This window comes from Marinobacter bryozoorum (assembly GCF_023156245.1).
GTDB lineage: Bacteria > Pseudomonadota > Gammaproteobacteria > Pseudomonadales > Oleiphilaceae > Marinobacter > Marinobacter bryozoorum.
The window spans coordinates 183,809-201,507 of the sequence record NZ_JAKZAH010000003.1; the positions used below are offsets into that span (position 1 = coordinate 183,809).

Genomic DNA, 17,699 nt, shown 5'->3' on the forward strand with positions numbered 1-17,699 from the left:
CTTGATCTATCCCCCTTAGTAAGTCCGGACTTTCGGCTCGAAGGTCGGAACCGTCTTCGGCGCGAAGTTGACGTCACGCTTGCCTACACGCTTGTCGAGCGGGAAGTAGACAGAGTGCTTCAGCCAGTTTTCGTCATCACGCTCGGTAAAGTCATTACGGGCGTGGGCGCCACGGCTTTCTTTACGCTCTACAGCGGAGACAGCCGTTGCATAGGCAACTTCGTACAGGTTGTCCAGCTCCAGCGCCTCGATGCGGGCAGTGTTAAAGGCGTTGCTGCGGTCAGCAAGCCTGGTATTACGTACGCGCTCGCCGATCTCGTCCAGCAACTTCAGACCCTTGTCCATGCTTTCGCCGTCACGGAATACACCGAAGTACAGCTGCATGCAGTTCTGCAGATCCTTGCGGACCTGGGCCACGTCTTCGCCCTCTTCGGTGCTGTTCAGGCGGTCCAGTCGGGCCATGGCCTTCTGGATTTCCTCGTCGGTAGCGCCGTCGATCTCGAAACCGTCACGAATCATCTTCTCGATGTGCAGCCCAGCCGCACGGCCAAACACCACCAGGTCCAGCAGGGAGTTACCACCAAGGCGATTAGCGCCGTGAACAGATACACAGGCAGCCTCACCACAGGCAAACAGACCTTCGATCGGCATATCGTTGCCGTTCTCATCCTGGGTCAGGGCCTGGCCACCAACGTTGGTGGGAATACCGCCCATCATGTAATGACAGGTCGGAACCACCGGAATCGGCTCCTTGACCGGATCCACGTGGGCAAAGGTGCGGGACAGCTCACAGATACCGGGCAGACGCAGGTTCAGGGTCTCTTCACCCAGGTGGTCCAGCTTCAGCAGTACGTGGTCCTTGTCAGGACCACAGCCGCGGCCTTCAAGGATTTCCAGTACCATGGAGCGGGCCACGACGTCACGACCGGCAAGGTCCTTGGCGTTGGGCGCGTAACGCTCCATAAAGCGCTCGCCCTCGGAGTTGATCAGGTAACCGCCCTCACCCCGGCAACCTTCGGTTACCAGCGTACCGGCACCGTGGATACCGGTGGGATGGAACTGCCACATTTCCATGTCCTGGACCGGATAACCAGCACGCAGGGCCATACCGATACCGTCGCCGGTGTTAATCAGGGCGTTGGTGGTAGAGGCGTAGATGCGGCCCGCACCGCCAGTGGCCAGAACGGTCGCCTTGGCCTTGATGTAGGCCACTTCGCCGGTTTCAATTTCAATGGCGACGACGCCAACCACCTGGTTCTTGCTGTTCTTCACCAGGTCGACGGCATACCACTCGTTCAGGAAGGTGGTGCCACCCTTCAGGTTCGCCTGGTACAGGGTGTGCAGCAGCGCGTGACCGGTACGGTCAGCAGCAGCACAGGTACGGGCGGCCTGGGTGGGGTTATCCGGACCCTTGGACTGGCCACCGAACGGGCGCTGGTAAATACGGCCCTGCTCGGTGCGGGAGAACGGCAGACCCATGTGTTCCAGCTCGAATACCGCCTGGGGGCCTACGGAACACATGTACTCGATCGCGTCCTGGTCACCGATGTAGTCGGAACCCTTGACGGTGTCATACATATGCCAGCGCCAGTCATCGTCAGGGTCGGCACTGGCGATCGCACAGGTAATACCACCCTGGGCAGATACGGTGTGGGAGCGTGTCGGGAATACCTTGGTAATACAGGCGGTATTCAGGCCTGACTCGGTAAGTTGCAGCGCGGCACGCATGCCGGAACCACCACCACCGATGACAATCGCGTCGTAGGAAATGGTCTTGATATTAGCCATCTATTAAAGCCCCCAAAGAATCTGAATGCCCCAGACAACATATACGAACATTACGGTGCCGCAGACGCCCTGGAACAGGAACCGCGGCAGCGTTGCCTTGATGTAGTCAGTGGAGACCGTCCACAGACCAACCCAGGCGTGTCCGCCAAGCGCAATCAGGGTGCCGAGACTGAAGATACGGAACCAGGTCTGGCTGAACAGACCGGCCCATGCCTCGTAATCCAGGTCGGTTGTCAGCATGAAACCAAGCAGGAAAATTGTATAAAGTGCAAGCAGGTAGGCGCTGACGCGCTGGACCATCCAGTCATAGACACCGCTGCGGCCGAGATTCGTTACGCTGTTCACTGCCATACCCATACCCCCGCAAGAACAATCAGGATCACTGAAATAACAATGGTGAGCTTAGCCGCCAGACGACCGCTCTTGAGCTCTTCACCAATACCCATATCCATCAGCAGGTGCTTGATGCCGGCTACCAGGTGATACAGCAGGGCGGACAGGATGCCCCAGATGATCAGCTTCGCCAGGAAGCTGTCCAGCAGTTCATTGACGCGAGCAAAGCCTTCTTCCCCGGACAATGACAGGTCCAGGCCGTACAACAGGAAGGCGACACCAACGAACATGATGACGCCGCTGATGCGGTGCAATATGGAAGTAATGGCAGGTAGCGGAAAATGAAACTTGCCGAGATCGAGATTAACTGGTCGTTTGCTATTCACAGCGCTCTCACACTCTCTCGTTGCTCCGCTTTTCCGGACGGACCGGAGCGGATGGTTGGTATGAAGGATGACCTTGTCGGCACACCGTCGTGCCCGCACAGGTTATTCGGGAGGGAGAACATTACCGCAGACGTCGTTGCCGGCGTTCCGGCTTGGTATGTCCCCGTTTCCGGGCTAGGGATTATAAGGAGTGCCCCCCGGAATTACAAACCGGCAAGTCTGGAAAACCCTGATACATCAGGCTACGGACTCAGCTATTGGGATGATTGACAAATACTATTCGAGACATAAAAAACAACCGTCTCAGTATGCCGGCGCATTGGAAAATAACAGCGTCCCGAGGACCGGCGCCTGCCATTCGTCGAACAATCGGGTATCATGCCCGGATTGTTTCACGATGTTTTATCTCGCCGTGCATTGACAAAAAAAGCCAACACCCTATATTTTGCCGCCGGTTTACCAATAATACGCGCCTTCCCGCGCTACTAACGCTGATAACAGGAGAGCACCATGACCGACAGGAAAGCAACGCTCTCGGTGGGTGACAAATCCATTGAGCTTCCGGTTTATTCAGGCACCGTCGGCCCTGACGTCATCGACGTTCGCGGCCTCGTCCAGGAAGGCGTTTTCACTTACGATCCGGGCTTCGTATCCACCGCAGCCTGTGAGTCTGCCATCACCTACATTGATGGCGCCCAGGGCACCCTGTTGCATCGTGGCTACCCCATTGACGAGCTGGCCGAGCATTCGGACTACCTCGAAGTATGCTACCTGCTGCTGAACGGTGAGCTGCCCACCCCGGAACAGAACAAGCAGTTCCACACCACCATCAAGAACCACACCATGCTGCATGACCAGATGCGCAACTTCTTCCACGGCTTCCGCCGGGATGCGCACCCGATGGCGATCATGTGTGGCGTAGTAGGTGCCCTGTCCGCCTTCTACCACGACCAGATGGATGTTGCCGACCCACGTCAGCGTGAAATCACGGCCCACCGCCTGATTGCCAAGATGCCGACCATTGCGGCCTGGTGTTACAAGTATTCCATTGGCCAGCCCTTTGTATACCCACGCAACGACCTGAACTATGCAGAGAATTTCCTGCAGATGATGTTCGGCGTCCCCTGCGAGGAGTACAAGCCAAACCCGGTGCTGGCGAAGGCGATGGACAAGATCTTTATCCTGCACGCTGACCACGAGCAGAATGCGTCCACTTCCACTGTACGCCTGGCCGGCTCGACCGGCGCCAACCCCTACGCCTGCATCGCCTCCGGCATCGCAGCCCTTTGGGGCCCGGCTCACGGTGGCGCCAACGAGGCGGTGCTGGATATGCTGGATGAAATCGGCGACGAAAAGAACATTGAAAAGTTCATCGCCAAGGCGAAAGATAAGGACGATCCTTTCCGTCTGATGGGCTTTGGTCACCGGGTTTACAAGAATTTCGATCCGCGTGCCAAGGTGATGCGCGAGACGGCCCACGAGGTTCTGCAGGAGCTGGGCCTGGAAAACGATCCCCTGCTCAAGATTGCCCAGCGCCTGGAGAAGATTGCCCTGGAAGACGAGTACTTCGTGGAGCGCAAGCTGTACCCGAACGTGGACTTCTACTCGGGTATCATCCTGAAGGCTATTGGCATTCCCACCTCCATGTTTACGGTTATCTTTGCCCTGGCCCGCACCATTGGCTGGTACAGCCACTGGAACGAGATGGTGTCCGGCAACTACCGCATCGGTCGTCCCCGTCAGCTGTATACCGGCTCCGACAAGCGGGCTTATCCGAAGAAGTAAGTCCCGCCTTTTCTGGCTGGAATTACCTGAAGGCCGCCGGGGTTTCCCTGGCGGCCTTTTTTGTTTGCCGTGAGCTCAGACTTTTCTGTGCGTCAGGGCTGTATGGCTCGCTTGCCGAGTTACGGTGTTCGTTCCACCCAGGCCTGCCTGTCTGGGTGGAGGGCGGCTGGCCAGTGGGCAGGTCTTTCGCCGCCGCAATTCACGGTCCATCCCTGGACCGGCCTTGCTCCGGGGCATCCTTGCCCCTGCTCTGAAAGACCTCCCCACTACCCACCCGCCCCCAGACCTCCCGGATACCGCGAGCCTCAACAAAGCAACGTTATTATTAGCCTTCTCCAGCAAGCTTCGCAGCTTTAACATCCCGCATAGTTCTGCAATCATCGCTGCTTTGAACCAAGCGATTATCCGCAAACAGGAGAGTGGCAGATGAAGAACATTGCCTTTATTGGTCTGGGAGTAATGGGCTATCCAATGGCCGGACACCTGGCGAATGCCGGGCTGACTGTGAATGTGTGGAACCGTAGCCCGGAGAAGTCCAGTCAGTGGGCTACCGAGTACGACGGTGAGGCCTGTACCACCATTGCCGAGGCGGTCCATGGCGCTGACGTGGTTTTGACCTGTGTCGGGGCCGATCCGGATCTTAGAGAGGTTTACCTGGGTGACCAAGGCATTATCGCCAATGCGCCAAAGGGTGCCGTGCTGGTGGATCACACCACGGCATCCGCCGGCATTGCCGAGGAGCTCAGTGAAGCGGCATCCGCCGCCGGTCAGCACTTTATCGATGCGCCTGTGTCAGGTGGTCAGCAAGGGGCTGAAAACGGGCAACTCACTATTATGTGTGGTGGTGAGGAGGATCCATTCACCCGTGTCAGCAAGACCCTGAGCCTGTATGCGAAGGCTCTGAACCTGATGGGACCGGCAGGTAGCGGACAGAAAACCAAGATGGTGAACCAGGTGGCCATCGCCGGGCTGGTGCAGGGTCTTTCCGAGGCGATTCACTTCGCCGAGCAGGCGAACCTGGATGTGTCGAAGGTCATCGACGTCATTTCAAAGGGTGCGGCCCGGTCCTGGCAGATGGAAAACCGCTCAGCCACCATGATTGCCGGAGAGTTCGAGCACGGCTTTGCCGTGGACTGGATGCGCAAGGACCTGGCCATCTGCCTGGAGGAGGCCCGCCGCAATGGCGCCAAGCTGCCGGTAGCGGCGCTGGTGGACCAGTTCTATGCCGATGTACAGGACATGGGAGGAAGGCGCTGGGATACGTCGTCGCTGATCCAGCGGCTACGGACTAAGTGATTGTTTAGCCACGGAATCCACGGAATAACACGGAAAAAAATAAAGACAACGCTATTTGCCACGAAAACCACGAAAGAACACGAATAAAGAAGAATGCTTTAAAGATCCCCTTGTTTTTTTACTTTCGTGTTCTTTCGTGGATTTCGTGGCTAAAAAATCATTTCATCTGTTTTCCGTGTTATTCCGTGGGTTCCGTGGCTAACAAGCCTTACTTCTTCTTGTCCCGGGGCACCCAGCGGCCGTTTTCGTACCACGCTGACCAGCCGGTCGCCTTGCCGTCCTTCTCGGACATGACGTACTGCTCCTTGCTCTTGCGGCTGTACCGGATCACCGTGGGGTTGCCTTCCGGGTCTTTCTCCGGGGCATCCATCAGGTAATCGTACTTGGGGTCGATTTCCTTGCGATGGGGCTTGATCTCCATGACCAGGGGCGGACGGGTTTCCCGGTTCTTGGGGAACTTGCTGGCTGCCAGGAACAGGCCGGAGGCACCGTCACGCAACACGTAGGTGTCGTCCACCTTCTGGCACTGGAGTTCCGGCATGGGCACCGGGTCCATCTTGGGCGGTGCTGGCTCGCCGCTTTTCAGCAGCTTGCGGGTGTTCTTGCAGTCCGGGTTGGTGCAGCCGAAGTACTTGCCGAAACGGCCGGTCTTGAGCTGCATTTCAGAACCGCACTTATCACACTCCAGGGTAGGTCCGTCATAGCCCTTGATACGGAACGTGCCCTCTTCTACCTCGTAGCCAGAGCAATCAGGGTTGTTACCACAGATGTGCAGCTTGCGCTTTTCATCGATCAGGTAGCTGTCCATCGCCGTGCCGCACTTGGCGCAGCGACGCTTCTTGCGCAACAGGCGGCTCTCGCCCTCACCTTCCACGTCATCGTCCGCGCTGACCACTTCATCGCCGGACACCAGGTTGATGGTGGTCTTGCAACGCTCCTTGGGTGGCAACGAATACCCCGAACAACCCAGGAAGACACCTGTGCTGGCCACACGGATCTGCATATTGCGACCGCAGCTTGGGCAGGGTATGTCAGTCTCGGTGGGCGAATTACTGCGCATGCCGCCTTCTGGCTTTTCGGCTTCTCCCAGCTGCTTGCTGAAGCGGGCATAGAAGTCGTTGAGGACCTTTTTCCAGTCCTCCTCGCCCTCGGCAATATCGTCCAGTTCATCTTCCATGCGGGCCGTGAAGTCAAAGTCCATCAGGTTCGGGAAGGACTCAGACAGGCGCCCGGTGACGATGTCACCCATTTTCTCGGCATAGAAGCGACGATTCTGGAGCCGGACATAGCCCCGGTCCTGGATGGTGGAGATGATGGATGCGTAGGTGGATGGGCGGCCAATTCCCTGCTTCTCCAACTCCTTGACCAGGCTGGCTTCCGTGTAGCGCGGTGCCGGCTTGGTGAAGTGCTGGGTGGGGTCCAGCTTTGCCAGGTCGAGGACTTCGTCTACCTTGATGTCCGGCAGCGCCACATCTTCATCTTTCTTGGCAGACTGGGGCGCGGCTTTCAGGAAGCCGTCGAACTTGATGATGCGGCCACGGGTACGCAATTCGTAGTCACCATTGGCAACAACGATGGAGGTACTCAGGAACTCGGCATCCGCCATCTGGCAGGCCAGGAACTGACGCCAGATCAGTTCATATAGTTTCTCAGCATCCTTTTCCAGACCACTGATATCGCTCGGCTTTCGTGTTACCTCGGTAGGACGGATTGCCTCGTGGGCCTCCTGGGCGCCTTCCTTGCTGCCATAGACTCTCGGCGAATCCGGGAGGTAACGTTCACCAAACTGTTTAACGATGTAGTCACGGGCACCGCTAACGGCATCCTGGCTCAGGTTGGTTGAGTCAGTCCGCATGTAGGTGATGTAGCCGGCCTCGTAGAGGCGCTGGGCCAGCATCATGGTCTTCTTGACGCTGAAGCCCATACGGTTACTGGCGGCCTGCTGCAGGGTCGAGGTAATGAAGGGGGCAGACGGCCGCGAGCGGGTCGGCTTGTCTTCACGCTTCGCTACCCTGAACTCGCCCTGTTCCAGGCGGGCGACGTGTTCACTGCTCTGTTTTTCGTTTTCCGGTCGGTAGGCCTTGTCCTGGTAGCGGGTGACCTCAAAGCGAACCGGCGTGTCCTTTTTCTTCAGGTCGGCATGCAGCTGCCAGTACTCTTCCGGCACAAAGCTGCGAATCTCTTTCTCGCGCTCCACAATCAGGCGCACAGCTACCGACTGAACCCGGCCGGCAGAGAGCCCGCGGGCAATCTTGGACCACAACAGCGGCGACACCATGTAGCCCACGACCCGGTCGAGGAAGCGGCGGGCCTGCTGGGCATTTACGCGGTTGGTGTCCAGGCTGCCGGGATCTTCAAACGCCGCCTGGATGGCGCGCTTGGTAATCTCGTTGAACACCACCCGACGGTACTTGTCTGGCTCTCCGCCAATGGTTTCCCGCAGGTGCCAGGCAATGGCCTCCCCTTCGCGGTCCAGATCCGTTGCGAGGTAGACGTGGTCGGCATTCTTCGCCAGGCGCTTGAGTTCGCTGACCACCTTTTCCTTGCCCGGCAGAATCTCGTAGCGGGCCTGCCAGTCATGATCAGGGTCGACGCCCATGCGGGCAATCAACTGCTCCCGGGCCTTACGCTTCTTGTAGGCGGCCTTTTCATCCGGGTCCATCTTCCGGGTCTGGGCGGCCTGGCGGGCACGCTCCTTGGGGTCTGAGGTGGAGCCGCTGCCACTGACGGGCAGGTCGCGAATATGACCAACACTGGACTTTACAATGAAATCATTGCCCAGGTACTTGTTGATGGTCTTCGCTTTGGCTGGCGACTCGACGATAACGAGACTTTTACCCATATCAGAGACATTACCTCTGGAAACTGTTCAATAAATAGCCAGACTTCAAACCGCAAGAAAAATCAGCCAACTGGAGTGACTGCGGTGGCTGGCCGGAGCGCATAGGTGCACTGTTTTACAGTGTCATCAAAGTCAAGACAACCCATACTTTGATTTTTGGTATGGCTACGACACGTCCGTAAACAGCTGCTACCCCGCTCAAAAGTAAAAAGCCCGGCACTTGGCCGGGCTTTATCAGACTTGCTTTCGGTCCGGGGTTACAACCGCTCCCAGACCGTTGCAATGCCCTGGCCAAGGCCGATACACATGGTGGAAACACCCAGATTGCCGCCACGGGCCTGCATGATGTTCAGCAGGGTGGTGGAAATCCGCGCACCGGAGCAACCCAGCGGGTGTCCCAGGGCGATGGCACCGCCATTCAGGTTGACCTTTTCGTCCATCACATCCAGCAGCTTGAGATCCTTCAGTACCGGCAGGGACTGCCCGGCGAAGGCTTCGTTAAGCTCCCAGAAGTCGATGTCGTCAACGGTCAGGCCAGCACGCTTCAATGCCTTCTTGGTGGCCGGTACCGGGCCGTAGCCCATGATAGCCGGGTCCACACCGGCCACCGCCATGCCGCGAATCTTCGCGATCGGAGTCAGCCCCAGAGACTGGGCCTTCTCGGCAGACATCATCAGCATGGCGGAGGCACCGTCGGTCAGCTGGGACGACGTACCCGCCGTAACAGTGCCCTGCTTCGGATCAAAGGCCGGCTTCAGCTGCCCCAGAGACTCTGCAGTCGTCTCCGGACGAATGGTCTCGTCCTCTTCAATCAGCTTGACGAAGCCGTTCTCGTCATGGCCTTCGATGGGCACGATTTCGTTCTTGAACCGGCCTTCCTGGGTCGCTTCGTGGGCCAGGCGGTGAGACCGGGCACCAAACTCGTCCTGCTGCTCGCGGCTGATACCATGCATCTTGGCCAGCATTTCCGCGGTCAGGCCCATCATGTTGGAGGCCTTGGCGGAATACTTGGAAGACGCCGGGTTATGGTCAAAACCCTCGGTCATGGGAATGTGGCCCATGTGCTCCACACCACCGATTACAAACACATCGCCGTTACCGGTCTGGATCGCCTGGGCAGCGGTGTGAATGGCGGTCATGGAGGAACCACACAGGCGGTTCACGGTCTGGGCGCCGGCTTCGTGGGGCACGCGGGTCATCAGGGAGATGTGGCGTGCCACGTTGAAACCCTGCTCCTTGGTCTGGTTAACCGCGCCCCAGATCACGTCTTCCACATCTTTGGGGTTGAGCTTGGGGTTGCGGTCCAGCAGTGCATCAATCAGCGCGGCTGACAGGTTCTCGGCGCGAACGTTGCGGAAACAACCGTTCTTGGCCCGACCCATCGGAGTCCGCACGCAATCCACTACGACAACGTCTCTCGGATTAAGGCTCATAGATCTTTCTCCGTTCGGAAATCTCGTTCAGGGTTCAGCCGAAGAACTTCTCGCCGTTCTTGGCCATTTCACGCAGCTTCTCGGTCGGGTGGTAAAGCGGACCCAGGTCTGCATACTTGTCTGCCAGTTCGACAAACTTGTCGACGCCCATATCATCGATGTAGCGCAGGGCACCACCGCGGAACGGAGGGAAGCCGATACCGTAGATCAGGCCCATATCTGCGTCTGCAGGCTCTTCGACAATGCCGTCTTCCAGGCAGCGAACGGTTTCCATGCACAGGGGGATCATCATACGTGCGATGATGTCCTCGTCGGTGAATTCCTTCTTGTCCTGGACAACCGGCTCAAGCAGCTTGTAGGTCTCTTCGTCGACCACCTTCTTCTGCTTACCCTTTCGGTCTTCCTCGTAGGCGTAGAAGCCCTTGCCGTTCTTCTGACCGTAACGGTTGTTTTCGAACATCACGTCGATTCCGGATTTCCAGTCGGTCTTCATGCGATCCGGGAAGCCTTCTGCCATCACTTCGTTCGCGTGCTTGCCGGTGTCCATGCCGACGACGTCCAGCAGGTAGGCCGGACCCATGGGCCAGCCAAATTTTTCCATCACCTTGTCGACACGCTGGAAGTCGGCACCGTCGCGAACCAGGCCGGCAAAGCCGCCAAAGTACGGGAACAGCACACGGTTAACCAGGAAGCCGGGGCAATTATTGACCACGATGGGGGTCTTGCCCATGGCCTTGGCGTAGGCCACGGTGGTGGCGATGGCCCGGTCACTGGTCTTCTCGCCACGGATAACCTCAACCAGCGGCATCATCGGTACCGGGTTGAAGAAGTGCATGCCGCAGAAGTTTTCCGGACGCTTGAGGTTGGTCGCCAGGGTATCGATGGAGATGGTGGAGGTGTTGGAGGTCACGATAGTGTCCTCGGAGACCTGATCTTCCACTTCCCGCAGCACCGAGTCCTTCACCTTCACGTTCTCGACCACGGCTTCAACAACAATATCCACGTTGCCGAAATCGCCGTAGGTCAGGGTCGGACGGATATTGTTCAGTGCGTCGGCCATCTGCTCGGGCTTCATCTTGCCCTTGGCAACGCGCTTGCTCAGCAGCTTCTTGGCCTCTTTCAGGCCCAGGGCGATACCGTCCTCGTTGATGTCTTTCATCAGGATCGGTGTGCCTTTATAGGCAGACTGGTAAGCGATGCCGCCACCCATGATGCCGGCACCCAGTACCGCCGCCTGTTTCACGTCAGCAGCTTCCTTCTCCCATTGCTTGGCCTTGGCCTTGAGCTTCTGGTCATTCAGGAACAGGCCCACCAGGCAGGCCGCCACGTTGGTCTTGGCCATCTTGGCGAAGCCCTTGGCTTCCACCTCGATCGCCTTGTCACGGGGCAGGCTCGCATGCTTCTGCATGACCTTGATGGCTTCCACCGGTGCCGGGTAGTTCTTGCCAGCCTGGCCAGCCACGAAACCCTTGGAGGTTTCGAAGGCCATCATGCTCTCCATGTTGTTCAGCTGGATCTTGCCCTTCTTTTCTTCACGGCGGGCCTGGTAGTCCAGCTTGCCTTCGTTACACTGGTCGATGATGGCGCGGGCGGCATCCATCAGCTTGTCGGCTTCCACGACCGCGTCGACAGCGCCCACTTTCAGGGCCTTGTCGGCACGGTTCTCGGAGCCCATGCAGATCCATTCAATGGCGTAGTCGACGCCCACCAGGCGGGACAGACGTACGGTGCCACCAAAGCCCGGGAAGATGCCCAGCTTGACTTCCGGCAGGCCAACCTTCGCCCTGGTGTCCATAACCCGGTAGTCGGTGGCCAGGCCCATTTCGAAACCACCGCCCAGTGCCATGCCGTTGATGCAGGTGACGGTCGGGAACGGCAGGTCCTCAATGTCGTTGAAAACGGCGTTGGCAGTGAGGTTGTTGTTGATCAGGTCTTCTTCAGGGCCAGCGAACAGATCGGTGAATTCGGTGATGTCGGCACCGACGATAAAACTGTCCTTGCCGCTGGTGACTACCAGCCCCTTGAGGTTGCCCTGCGCCTTCAGCTTGTCGGTGGCGGCGCGCAGTTCCTCGATGGTGAGGCGATTGAACTTGTTCACTGACTCGCCCTGCAAGTCAAAGTTCAGCTGCGCAATTCCGCCTTCGATCTCTTTTACCGTGATGGCTTTACCTTCGTAAATCATCAACTGATCTCCAGTCTGTGTTGATTGCTGTGCCCTGCTCCGCAGTCCACGGAACCGGTCTGACAGCGGATTGTCGGTCACTGCCCTGACGCCCCTGTTACAATCGGGGATCAGCCTTCGGACCAAAAATTCATACAGTCGTTTGAATCCGGAGGGCACACCTTGTGAAAAAACGGCGATTTTGTCAATCAATTTGTGACACCAGCCCTGCACGGCCGGGCAGGCTGGGGCCATGGGGAAACTGCAAAATTCCGTAAAATCGCGGAACAGCGTCGCAATCTGCAACGTCGCGCTTGATTGGCCGTAAGGCTTAATTTAGCTTTGTGAACCGGATCCCGTCCATTCCAACAAGAAAGCGCTTCGCCATGGAGTACTGCCCCGATGAATAATTTTCACCTCCGCCTGTCGTCTGCCCTGGCAGCCCTGGTTCTGCTGCTGGCCAGCTCACTGCCGACACACGCCGATGAAGGTGCTGCCTTCCTGCGCAACCTCCACGACTTTCGCGTAAGTAATTTTATGGCGCTCAGTAACTATTATCGTTACAGCGCGACCAAGGACACTTCCGCCGAGGCCACGATCAAGGAACTGATGGGCGAAGCAACACGCAATCTACAAGCTGTCTCCGAAAGCGGTGCCAATGTGCTGACCGCTGACCAGCTTTCCTCACTGCGTTCCGAATTCGGCACATTCAGCGAGCTGATGGCCCAGAACGTCAGTGATGTCACCGAGATTGGCTACCCGGACCTGCGCCTGGTCGGTGAAATGGCCAACCAGGCCGTTGCCCTGAGCAACGTTGCCCAGGAACTCTACGCCCAAGCCCGTGACAGCTCCCAGACCCCGGTCAAGTCAGAAGTGGAAACTGCACGCGCTGCTTCGGTGCTGATGGCCCAGATGCTGTCCCGCTATGCCGCACGCTCCTATAGCCCTGTCACCCAGACGTTCCAGGGCGCCTCCGGCCTCGCACCGCTGGATGAACAGGCCCGCGAGCTCGACACCCTGATCAGCGACTTTGTGACGTCTACGGGTAAGGGAAACCTGAGGGACGCCGCGGTAGATATCAAGACCAAGTGGGTATTCATCCGCGATTCCTACATCAATTACAACAAACAGAACGTCGTGTTCGTGATCGAACGGTATTCCCGCTCTATCCTGGACGAGCTGAGCGCAGCGGTCTCTTCGTTGCAGAACGCGTAACTGCGACCTTTACTACCCAGGCTGTAGACCAACAACGGGCCATCCCTGGATGGCCCGTTTCTCGTTATTTGACCCCGGTCAGTTTACAGTAGTGTAAACTTGCCTAGAGTGTTGGTTATACCTCACTGAGTGCGGGTGCACGCAAAACGCGGCTACTCCACCCTCTATTGAACAAGGAGTTGTGTCTATGTCTGTCTACAGCAAGATCATGGTAGCGATCGACCTTACCGAGGAGGCCCCCCAGGTACTTAAAAAGGCGGTTGCCCTGAGCGAACAACATAATGCCCAGTTATTGCTGGCACACGTAGTGGAACCTGTTGGCTATGCCTATGGCGGCGATATTCCCATGGACCTGAGCGAGCTGCAGGACCAGCTGGACAAGGCCGCCCGCGAACAGCTGGCCGCCTACGGGAAGGAGTACGGTATAGCCGAGCAAGACCAGATCGTTACCGTGGGTCGTCCCGAGTCAGAAATCCACCACCTGTCTGAAGACAAGGGCGTAGACCTGGTCGTGGTGGGCAGCCATGGCCGCAGTGGTATCCAGTTATTGCTTGGCTCCACCGCCAACGGCGTGCTGCACGGCGCCAAGTGTGACGTGCTGGCTATACGGATTAACTGAAAGGCCTGGCTTGCCAGCCTTCCCCCGGCGTCCGGAATAACCAGGTCCCGGACGCCTGAATTTTTGTGCACAGCCCCGCTACTGGCTGCAACAGAGAGGTAGTGGCCGCTGTCAGCCGCCCCCCTGCATTTCTTCCAGCTCCATCCATCGCTCCATGGCCTTCTCCAGGCTCGCCTCTTTCTGTTCCAGCTCCTTGAGAACCCGGTTTACCGTATCCGTGTCCTGCTGATAGAAGTCAGGTGCCGAGACCTTCGCATTCAGTGATTCCAGCTCCGACTCCAGCACTTCGATCTGCCCTGGCAGTTGCTCGAGTTCATGCTTGTGCTTGTAACTGAGCTTGGCGGGCCGTTTTCCGGAGGCTGTTGATGAGGAGGATGAGGCCTTTCCCGATCCAGGGGCTGCGGCGTCTTTTCCGGCGCCCGCCCTGGCTGCGCCCTGAGAGCCAGTCGCCTCCACCTCCGTCGGGAAGCGACCACCCTGATGACGCCAGTCGGAATAGCCCCCCACGTATTCCTGCACTCGCCCGGAACCGTCCAGGAACAGCGTATCGGTGGCGATGTTATCAAGGAATTCCCGGTCGTGACTGATCACGATTACCGTACCGGCAAAGTCCACCAGCCGCGCCTCGAGGAGTTCCAGGGTTTCGACGTCGAGGTCGTTGGTGGGCTCATCGAGCACCAGGATATTGGCAGGCTTGCTGAACAGTTTCGCCAGCAGTAGCCGGGCCCGCTCACCGCCGGAGAATACCCGCACCGGTGACCTGGCCCTTTCAGGGGAGAACAGGAACTCCTGCAGATAGCCAAGGACATGCTTCTGCTGTCCGTTGATCTCAATGAACTCCCGCCCTTCTGACAGGTTGTCCAGCGCGTTACGTTCGAGGTCCAGCTCACCACGAAGCTGGTCAAAGTAGGCTACCTGTCGGTTGGTGCCAAGGCGGACCCGGCCTTCGGTGGGCTCAAGGTCGCCGAGCAGGAGGCGGACCAGGGTGGTCTTACCGGTGCCGTTCTCCCCCACCAGGCCGATCTTGTCACCCCTGAGGATGGTCAGGCTGAGATCACGGATAATTTCCTTCCCGTCCGGGTAACGGAAACTTGCGTGGGCAGCGTCCACCACCAGCTTGCCGGAACGAGACGCGTCCTCCACGGAAAAGCTTGCGGTACCAACCCGCTCCCGGCGCTGGCGGCGCTCCTCGCGCATGGCCCTGAGCGCCCTCACCCGCCCCATATTACGGGTACGACGGGCCTTGATCCCCTGACGGATCCAGGCCTCCTCCTGCTTGAGCCGCTTGTCGAACAGCGCGTTTTGTCGATCTTCTTCTTCCAGGGCCTTCTCCTTCAGCTCCAGGTATTTGTCATAGTTGGCAGCGAAACTGACCAGGTGCCCACGGTCCAGCTCCACCACCCGGGTCGCCATGCGCCGGATAAACGCACGGTCGTGGGAAACGAACACAATGGCGCCACGAAACTGTGCCAGCGCCTCTTCCAGCCAGGCAATAGCCGGCACATCCAGGTGGTTGGTGGGCTCATCCAGTAACAGGATGTCCGGATCGGCCACCAGGGCCTTGGCCAGCAATACCCGGCGCTGCCAGCCCCCGGAAAGGGTGTTCAGGGTCTGATCCGGGTCTATACGGTACTGCTGGAGAATGGCGGTGACCTTCTGATCCAGGCGCCAGCCGTCAAGCGCCTCCAGCCGCTCCTGGACTTTCATCATCTGATCCATGGACGCTTCGTCAGCCTGCTGGGACAGGTGATGAAAGCGCGCCAGCAGCTCGCCGGTTTCGGGAAACGCCCCGGACACAACGTCGTAGGCGGTGCGGGTATCGTCAGAAGGCAGCATTTGGGGCAGCACGGCAAGCTTTGTTCCACTGTCCAGCCGCACCAGCCCGCCATCAGGGGTCACCTCCCCGGCAATGATTTTAAGCAACGTGGACTTGCCCTCACCATTCCGCCCCAGCAGGCACACCCGCTCGCCGGGCTCAATCACCAGGGAGGCCTGGTCCAGCAGCGGCTGCATGCCATAGGCCAGTGAGATATTTTCAAGGGTCAGCAGTGGCATGACCGGTGTTACTCCTCTGAATCGATTAGCGTTACCGGATTTCCGACACGCAAGGTACCTGTGTTTTCGTGCACACCGTTAACACCGAACATCACGCCATCACTGGTGCGCCGGAAGCTGGCCAGGGTTTTGAGCGGTTCGCCGATCGGGCTGCGATCACCGGTGTCCGGGTCTACTGTGGTCATGATGCAGCGACTGCAGGGTTTGACCATACGTACCCTGACGTCACCCAGCCCCATGACCTGCCATTGATCTTCCGCCCAGGCACCCGCGCCCTCTATCACAACGTTGGGGCGAAAACGGCGCATATCCCCATAGCCCGGCAGCCGTGACGCCAGGTCATCGAGGGACGCCTGGCTGGTCACCAACAGCGGGAAGCCATCGGCAAAACTGACCGGGTGAGTGCCTGCCAGGCTTTCATGCCGGGCCGGCCGGGTCACAGTCTCCGGCATGTAAACCAGCGAAACCGGACAGCCAAGAAACGCCGAAATCGCGTCGGCTGCACTGCCGCTCGCCTCCAGCGCACCGGCTACCTGGTCCCGCCATACTGTCACTTCCCGCTCCCGGGTGCCCTGGGTAACGGCAAGGGTTCCATGCCCGGGAATATCCAGCATCAACTGGCCGTCGCGCAAGGCCGGCTTGATTCGCACAAGGGAGGGATATCGTCGCTGGCTGACAAACTGACCCTGCCCGTCTACCAGCATCCAGCGCCGGTCGTATGAAGGCCCGAAACGGTCCAGGGTCAGGGTGTCGGTGGCGATTCCAGCCAGGGATTTGACGGGATAGTAAAACAGCGATCTGATCTTCATGGGCTTCCGGGCCTGGGTACAGGAACCGCGCCAGTATACTGAAGTTCGGCCGCAGTGAGGGGCCGGATACGAAAAAACCCGGCCATTTCTGACCGGGTTTTCGGAATCTGGAGCGGGAAACGAGATTCGAACTCGCGACCCCAACCTTGGCAAGGTTGTGCTCTACCAACTGAGCTATTCCCGCTTGCTAAAAGGCGGTTGGCCTCTCAACGGCTGCGTATTCTACTGATCGGACCGGAGCCGTCAACCGTTTTGTAGAAAAATTTTCAAAGCCCTCGTTCAGGACGCCCTCAACCCTGACCGTAGGTCTTGCCCCCGCCTCCGAGGTAGGCTTCTTCTTCCGGCGTTGAGCGCCTCTTCAATGGCCGGTTGCGGTGGGGGAAGCGACCGAACCGCTCGATTACCGAACGGTGGTCCCGGGCAGACTCAAGGAAACTGGCCAGGAAGGCCCCCAATGGTCCGTCCTCCTGTGCAGCGAGCTGCTCATAAAGGGCAACTGAACGCTCCTGGTGCGTCAACTTCTCTGAGTGCTGAAGCGGCATGTAGAAGAACGCTCTCTGAATCGACACCAACCTGGTGTCGGCGCCCTCCTCCAGCCCCTCAATGCACAACGCAATAGCCTGCCGGTCATTGGAAAACGCCAGTTCGCCACCACGGTGTATATGTCGGGTAAACTGGTCCAGAAGGAGGATTTCAGCAAGCCGGCCACCAGGCTCCCGACGCCAGTGATCCAGTCCGTTCTCCGATGCAAACAGCACCATGGATATAAAGCGACGTCGGATTTCCTGGTCGAAGGCCCTGGATGAACGGAACCAGCGCTCACGGTGGGCCTTATCTGGCAAGCCATATTGATCCAGTGGCCCAAACCAGAAATCCAGAAGTTCATGCCAAGCGAACATAATGTCTCCGGCTGTTCAATTTCGCAGTCAGGAATGCGCAGTTATACACTGATTCCGTACACCACCAAAGGAGCCCGG

The 17,699-nt window shown here is 58.4% G+C and carries 13 protein-coding genes and 1 tRNA gene; 4 read left to right on the forward strand and 10 right to left on the reverse strand.

Features of this window, described 5'->3' with window-relative positions:
* Positions 1–15 precede the first annotated feature (15 nt).
* Genes sdhA through sdhC form a run of 3 tightly spaced genes read right to left on the reverse strand, consistent with a single transcriptional unit; the run spans position 16 to position 2,507 of the window.
* Positions 16–1,788, reverse strand: a complete 1,773-nt coding sequence (sdhA, locus tag MLC59_RS03195) for a succinate dehydrogenase flavoprotein subunit (RefSeq protein WP_248230753.1) — start codon at positions 1,786–1,788, stop codon at positions 16–18.
* Positions 1,789–1,791: 3 nt separating this feature from the next.
* Positions 1,792–2,145: a succinate dehydrogenase, hydrophobic membrane anchor protein gene (gene sdhD / locus MLC59_RS03200; protein WP_248230757.1), complete on the reverse strand. Its 354-nt coding sequence runs from the start codon at positions 2,143–2,145 to the stop codon at positions 1,792–1,794.
* Positions 2,130–2,507, reverse strand: a complete 378-nt coding sequence (sdhC, locus tag MLC59_RS03205) for a succinate dehydrogenase, cytochrome b556 subunit (protein ID WP_091848249.1) — start codon at positions 2,505–2,507, stop codon at positions 2,130–2,132. The genes sdhD and sdhC overlap by 16 nt, the downstream gene beginning before the upstream one ends.
* A 510-nt stretch (positions 2,508–3,017) precedes the next feature.
* Here sdhC and gltA point away from each other — a divergent pair.
* Together gltA and MLC59_RS03215 are read left to right on the forward strand one after the other, a co-directional pair.
* Positions 3,018–4,292 (forward strand): citrate synthase, encoded by a 1,275-nt coding sequence (gene gltA, locus MLC59_RS03210; protein WP_248230758.1) that lies wholly within the window; start codon positions 3,018–3,020, stop codon positions 4,290–4,292.
* A gap of 426 nt (positions 4,293–4,718) precedes the next feature.
* Positions 4,719–5,588 (forward strand): NAD(P)-dependent oxidoreductase, encoded by an 870-nt coding sequence (locus MLC59_RS03215; RefSeq protein ID WP_248230761.1) that lies wholly within the window; start codon positions 4,719–4,721, stop codon positions 5,586–5,588.
* Positions 5,589–5,796: 208 nt separating this feature from the next.
* On the opposite strand, the gene topA is transcribed toward MLC59_RS03215, so the two are convergent.
* The 3 genes from topA to fadB form a co-directional block, all read right to left on the reverse strand.
* Positions 5,797–8,430 (reverse strand): type I DNA topoisomerase, encoded by a 2,634-nt coding sequence (gene topA, locus MLC59_RS03220; protein ID WP_248230762.1) that lies wholly within the window; start codon positions 8,428–8,430, stop codon positions 5,797–5,799.
* Positions 8,431–8,687: 257 nt separating this feature from the next.
* Positions 8,688–9,863 (reverse strand): acetyl-CoA C-acyltransferase FadA, encoded by a 1,176-nt coding sequence (fadA, locus tag MLC59_RS03225; RefSeq protein WP_248230764.1) that lies wholly within the window; start codon positions 9,861–9,863, stop codon positions 8,688–8,690.
* 34 nt (positions 9,864–9,897) lie between these two features.
* Positions 9,898–12,045, reverse strand: coding sequence for a fatty acid oxidation complex subunit alpha FadB (fadB, locus tag MLC59_RS03230; RefSeq protein ID WP_248230766.1), 2,148 nt, complete (start codon positions 12,043–12,045; stop codon positions 9,898–9,900).
* A gap of 381 nt (positions 12,046–12,426) precedes the next feature.
* On the opposite strand from fadB, the gene MLC59_RS03235 reads away from it, so the two are divergent.
* Entirely contained in the window at positions 12,427–13,239 is an 813-nt protein-coding gene (locus MLC59_RS03235) for a hypothetical protein (protein WP_248230767.1), read from the forward strand.
* 187 nt (positions 13,240–13,426) lie between these two features.
* On the forward strand, positions 13,427–13,858 hold the full coding sequence (locus MLC59_RS03240; RefSeq protein ID WP_248230769.1) for a universal stress protein: 432 nt from the start codon (positions 13,427–13,429) through the stop codon (positions 13,856–13,858).
* A gap of 111 nt (positions 13,859–13,969) precedes the next feature.
* Here the strand turns inward: MLC59_RS03240 and MLC59_RS03245 are convergent, their stop codons facing one another.
* The 4 genes from MLC59_RS03245 to MLC59_RS03260 all read right to left on the reverse strand — a co-directional run bounded on the left by MLC59_RS03245 (position 13,970) and on the right by MLC59_RS03260 (position 17,621).
* Entirely contained in the window at positions 13,970–15,913 is a 1,944-nt protein-coding gene (locus MLC59_RS03245) for an ATP-binding cassette domain-containing protein (protein ID WP_248230771.1), read from the reverse strand.
* An 8-nt stretch (positions 15,914–15,921) separates the two neighbouring features.
* Positions 15,922–16,722: an MOSC domain-containing protein gene (locus MLC59_RS03250; RefSeq protein ID WP_248230772.1), complete on the reverse strand. Its 801-nt coding sequence runs from the start codon at positions 16,720–16,722 to the stop codon at positions 15,922–15,924.
* A gap of 108 nt (positions 16,723–16,830) precedes the next feature.
* Positions 16,831–16,906: transfer RNA gene (locus MLC59_RS03255), tRNA-Gly, on the reverse strand.
* Positions 16,907–17,012: 106 nt separating this feature from the next.
* Positions 17,013–17,621, reverse strand: a complete 609-nt coding sequence (locus MLC59_RS03260; protein WP_248230774.1) for a DUF924 family protein — start codon at positions 17,619–17,621, stop codon at positions 17,013–17,015.
* Between the last annotated feature and the right edge of the window lie 78 nt (positions 17,622–17,699).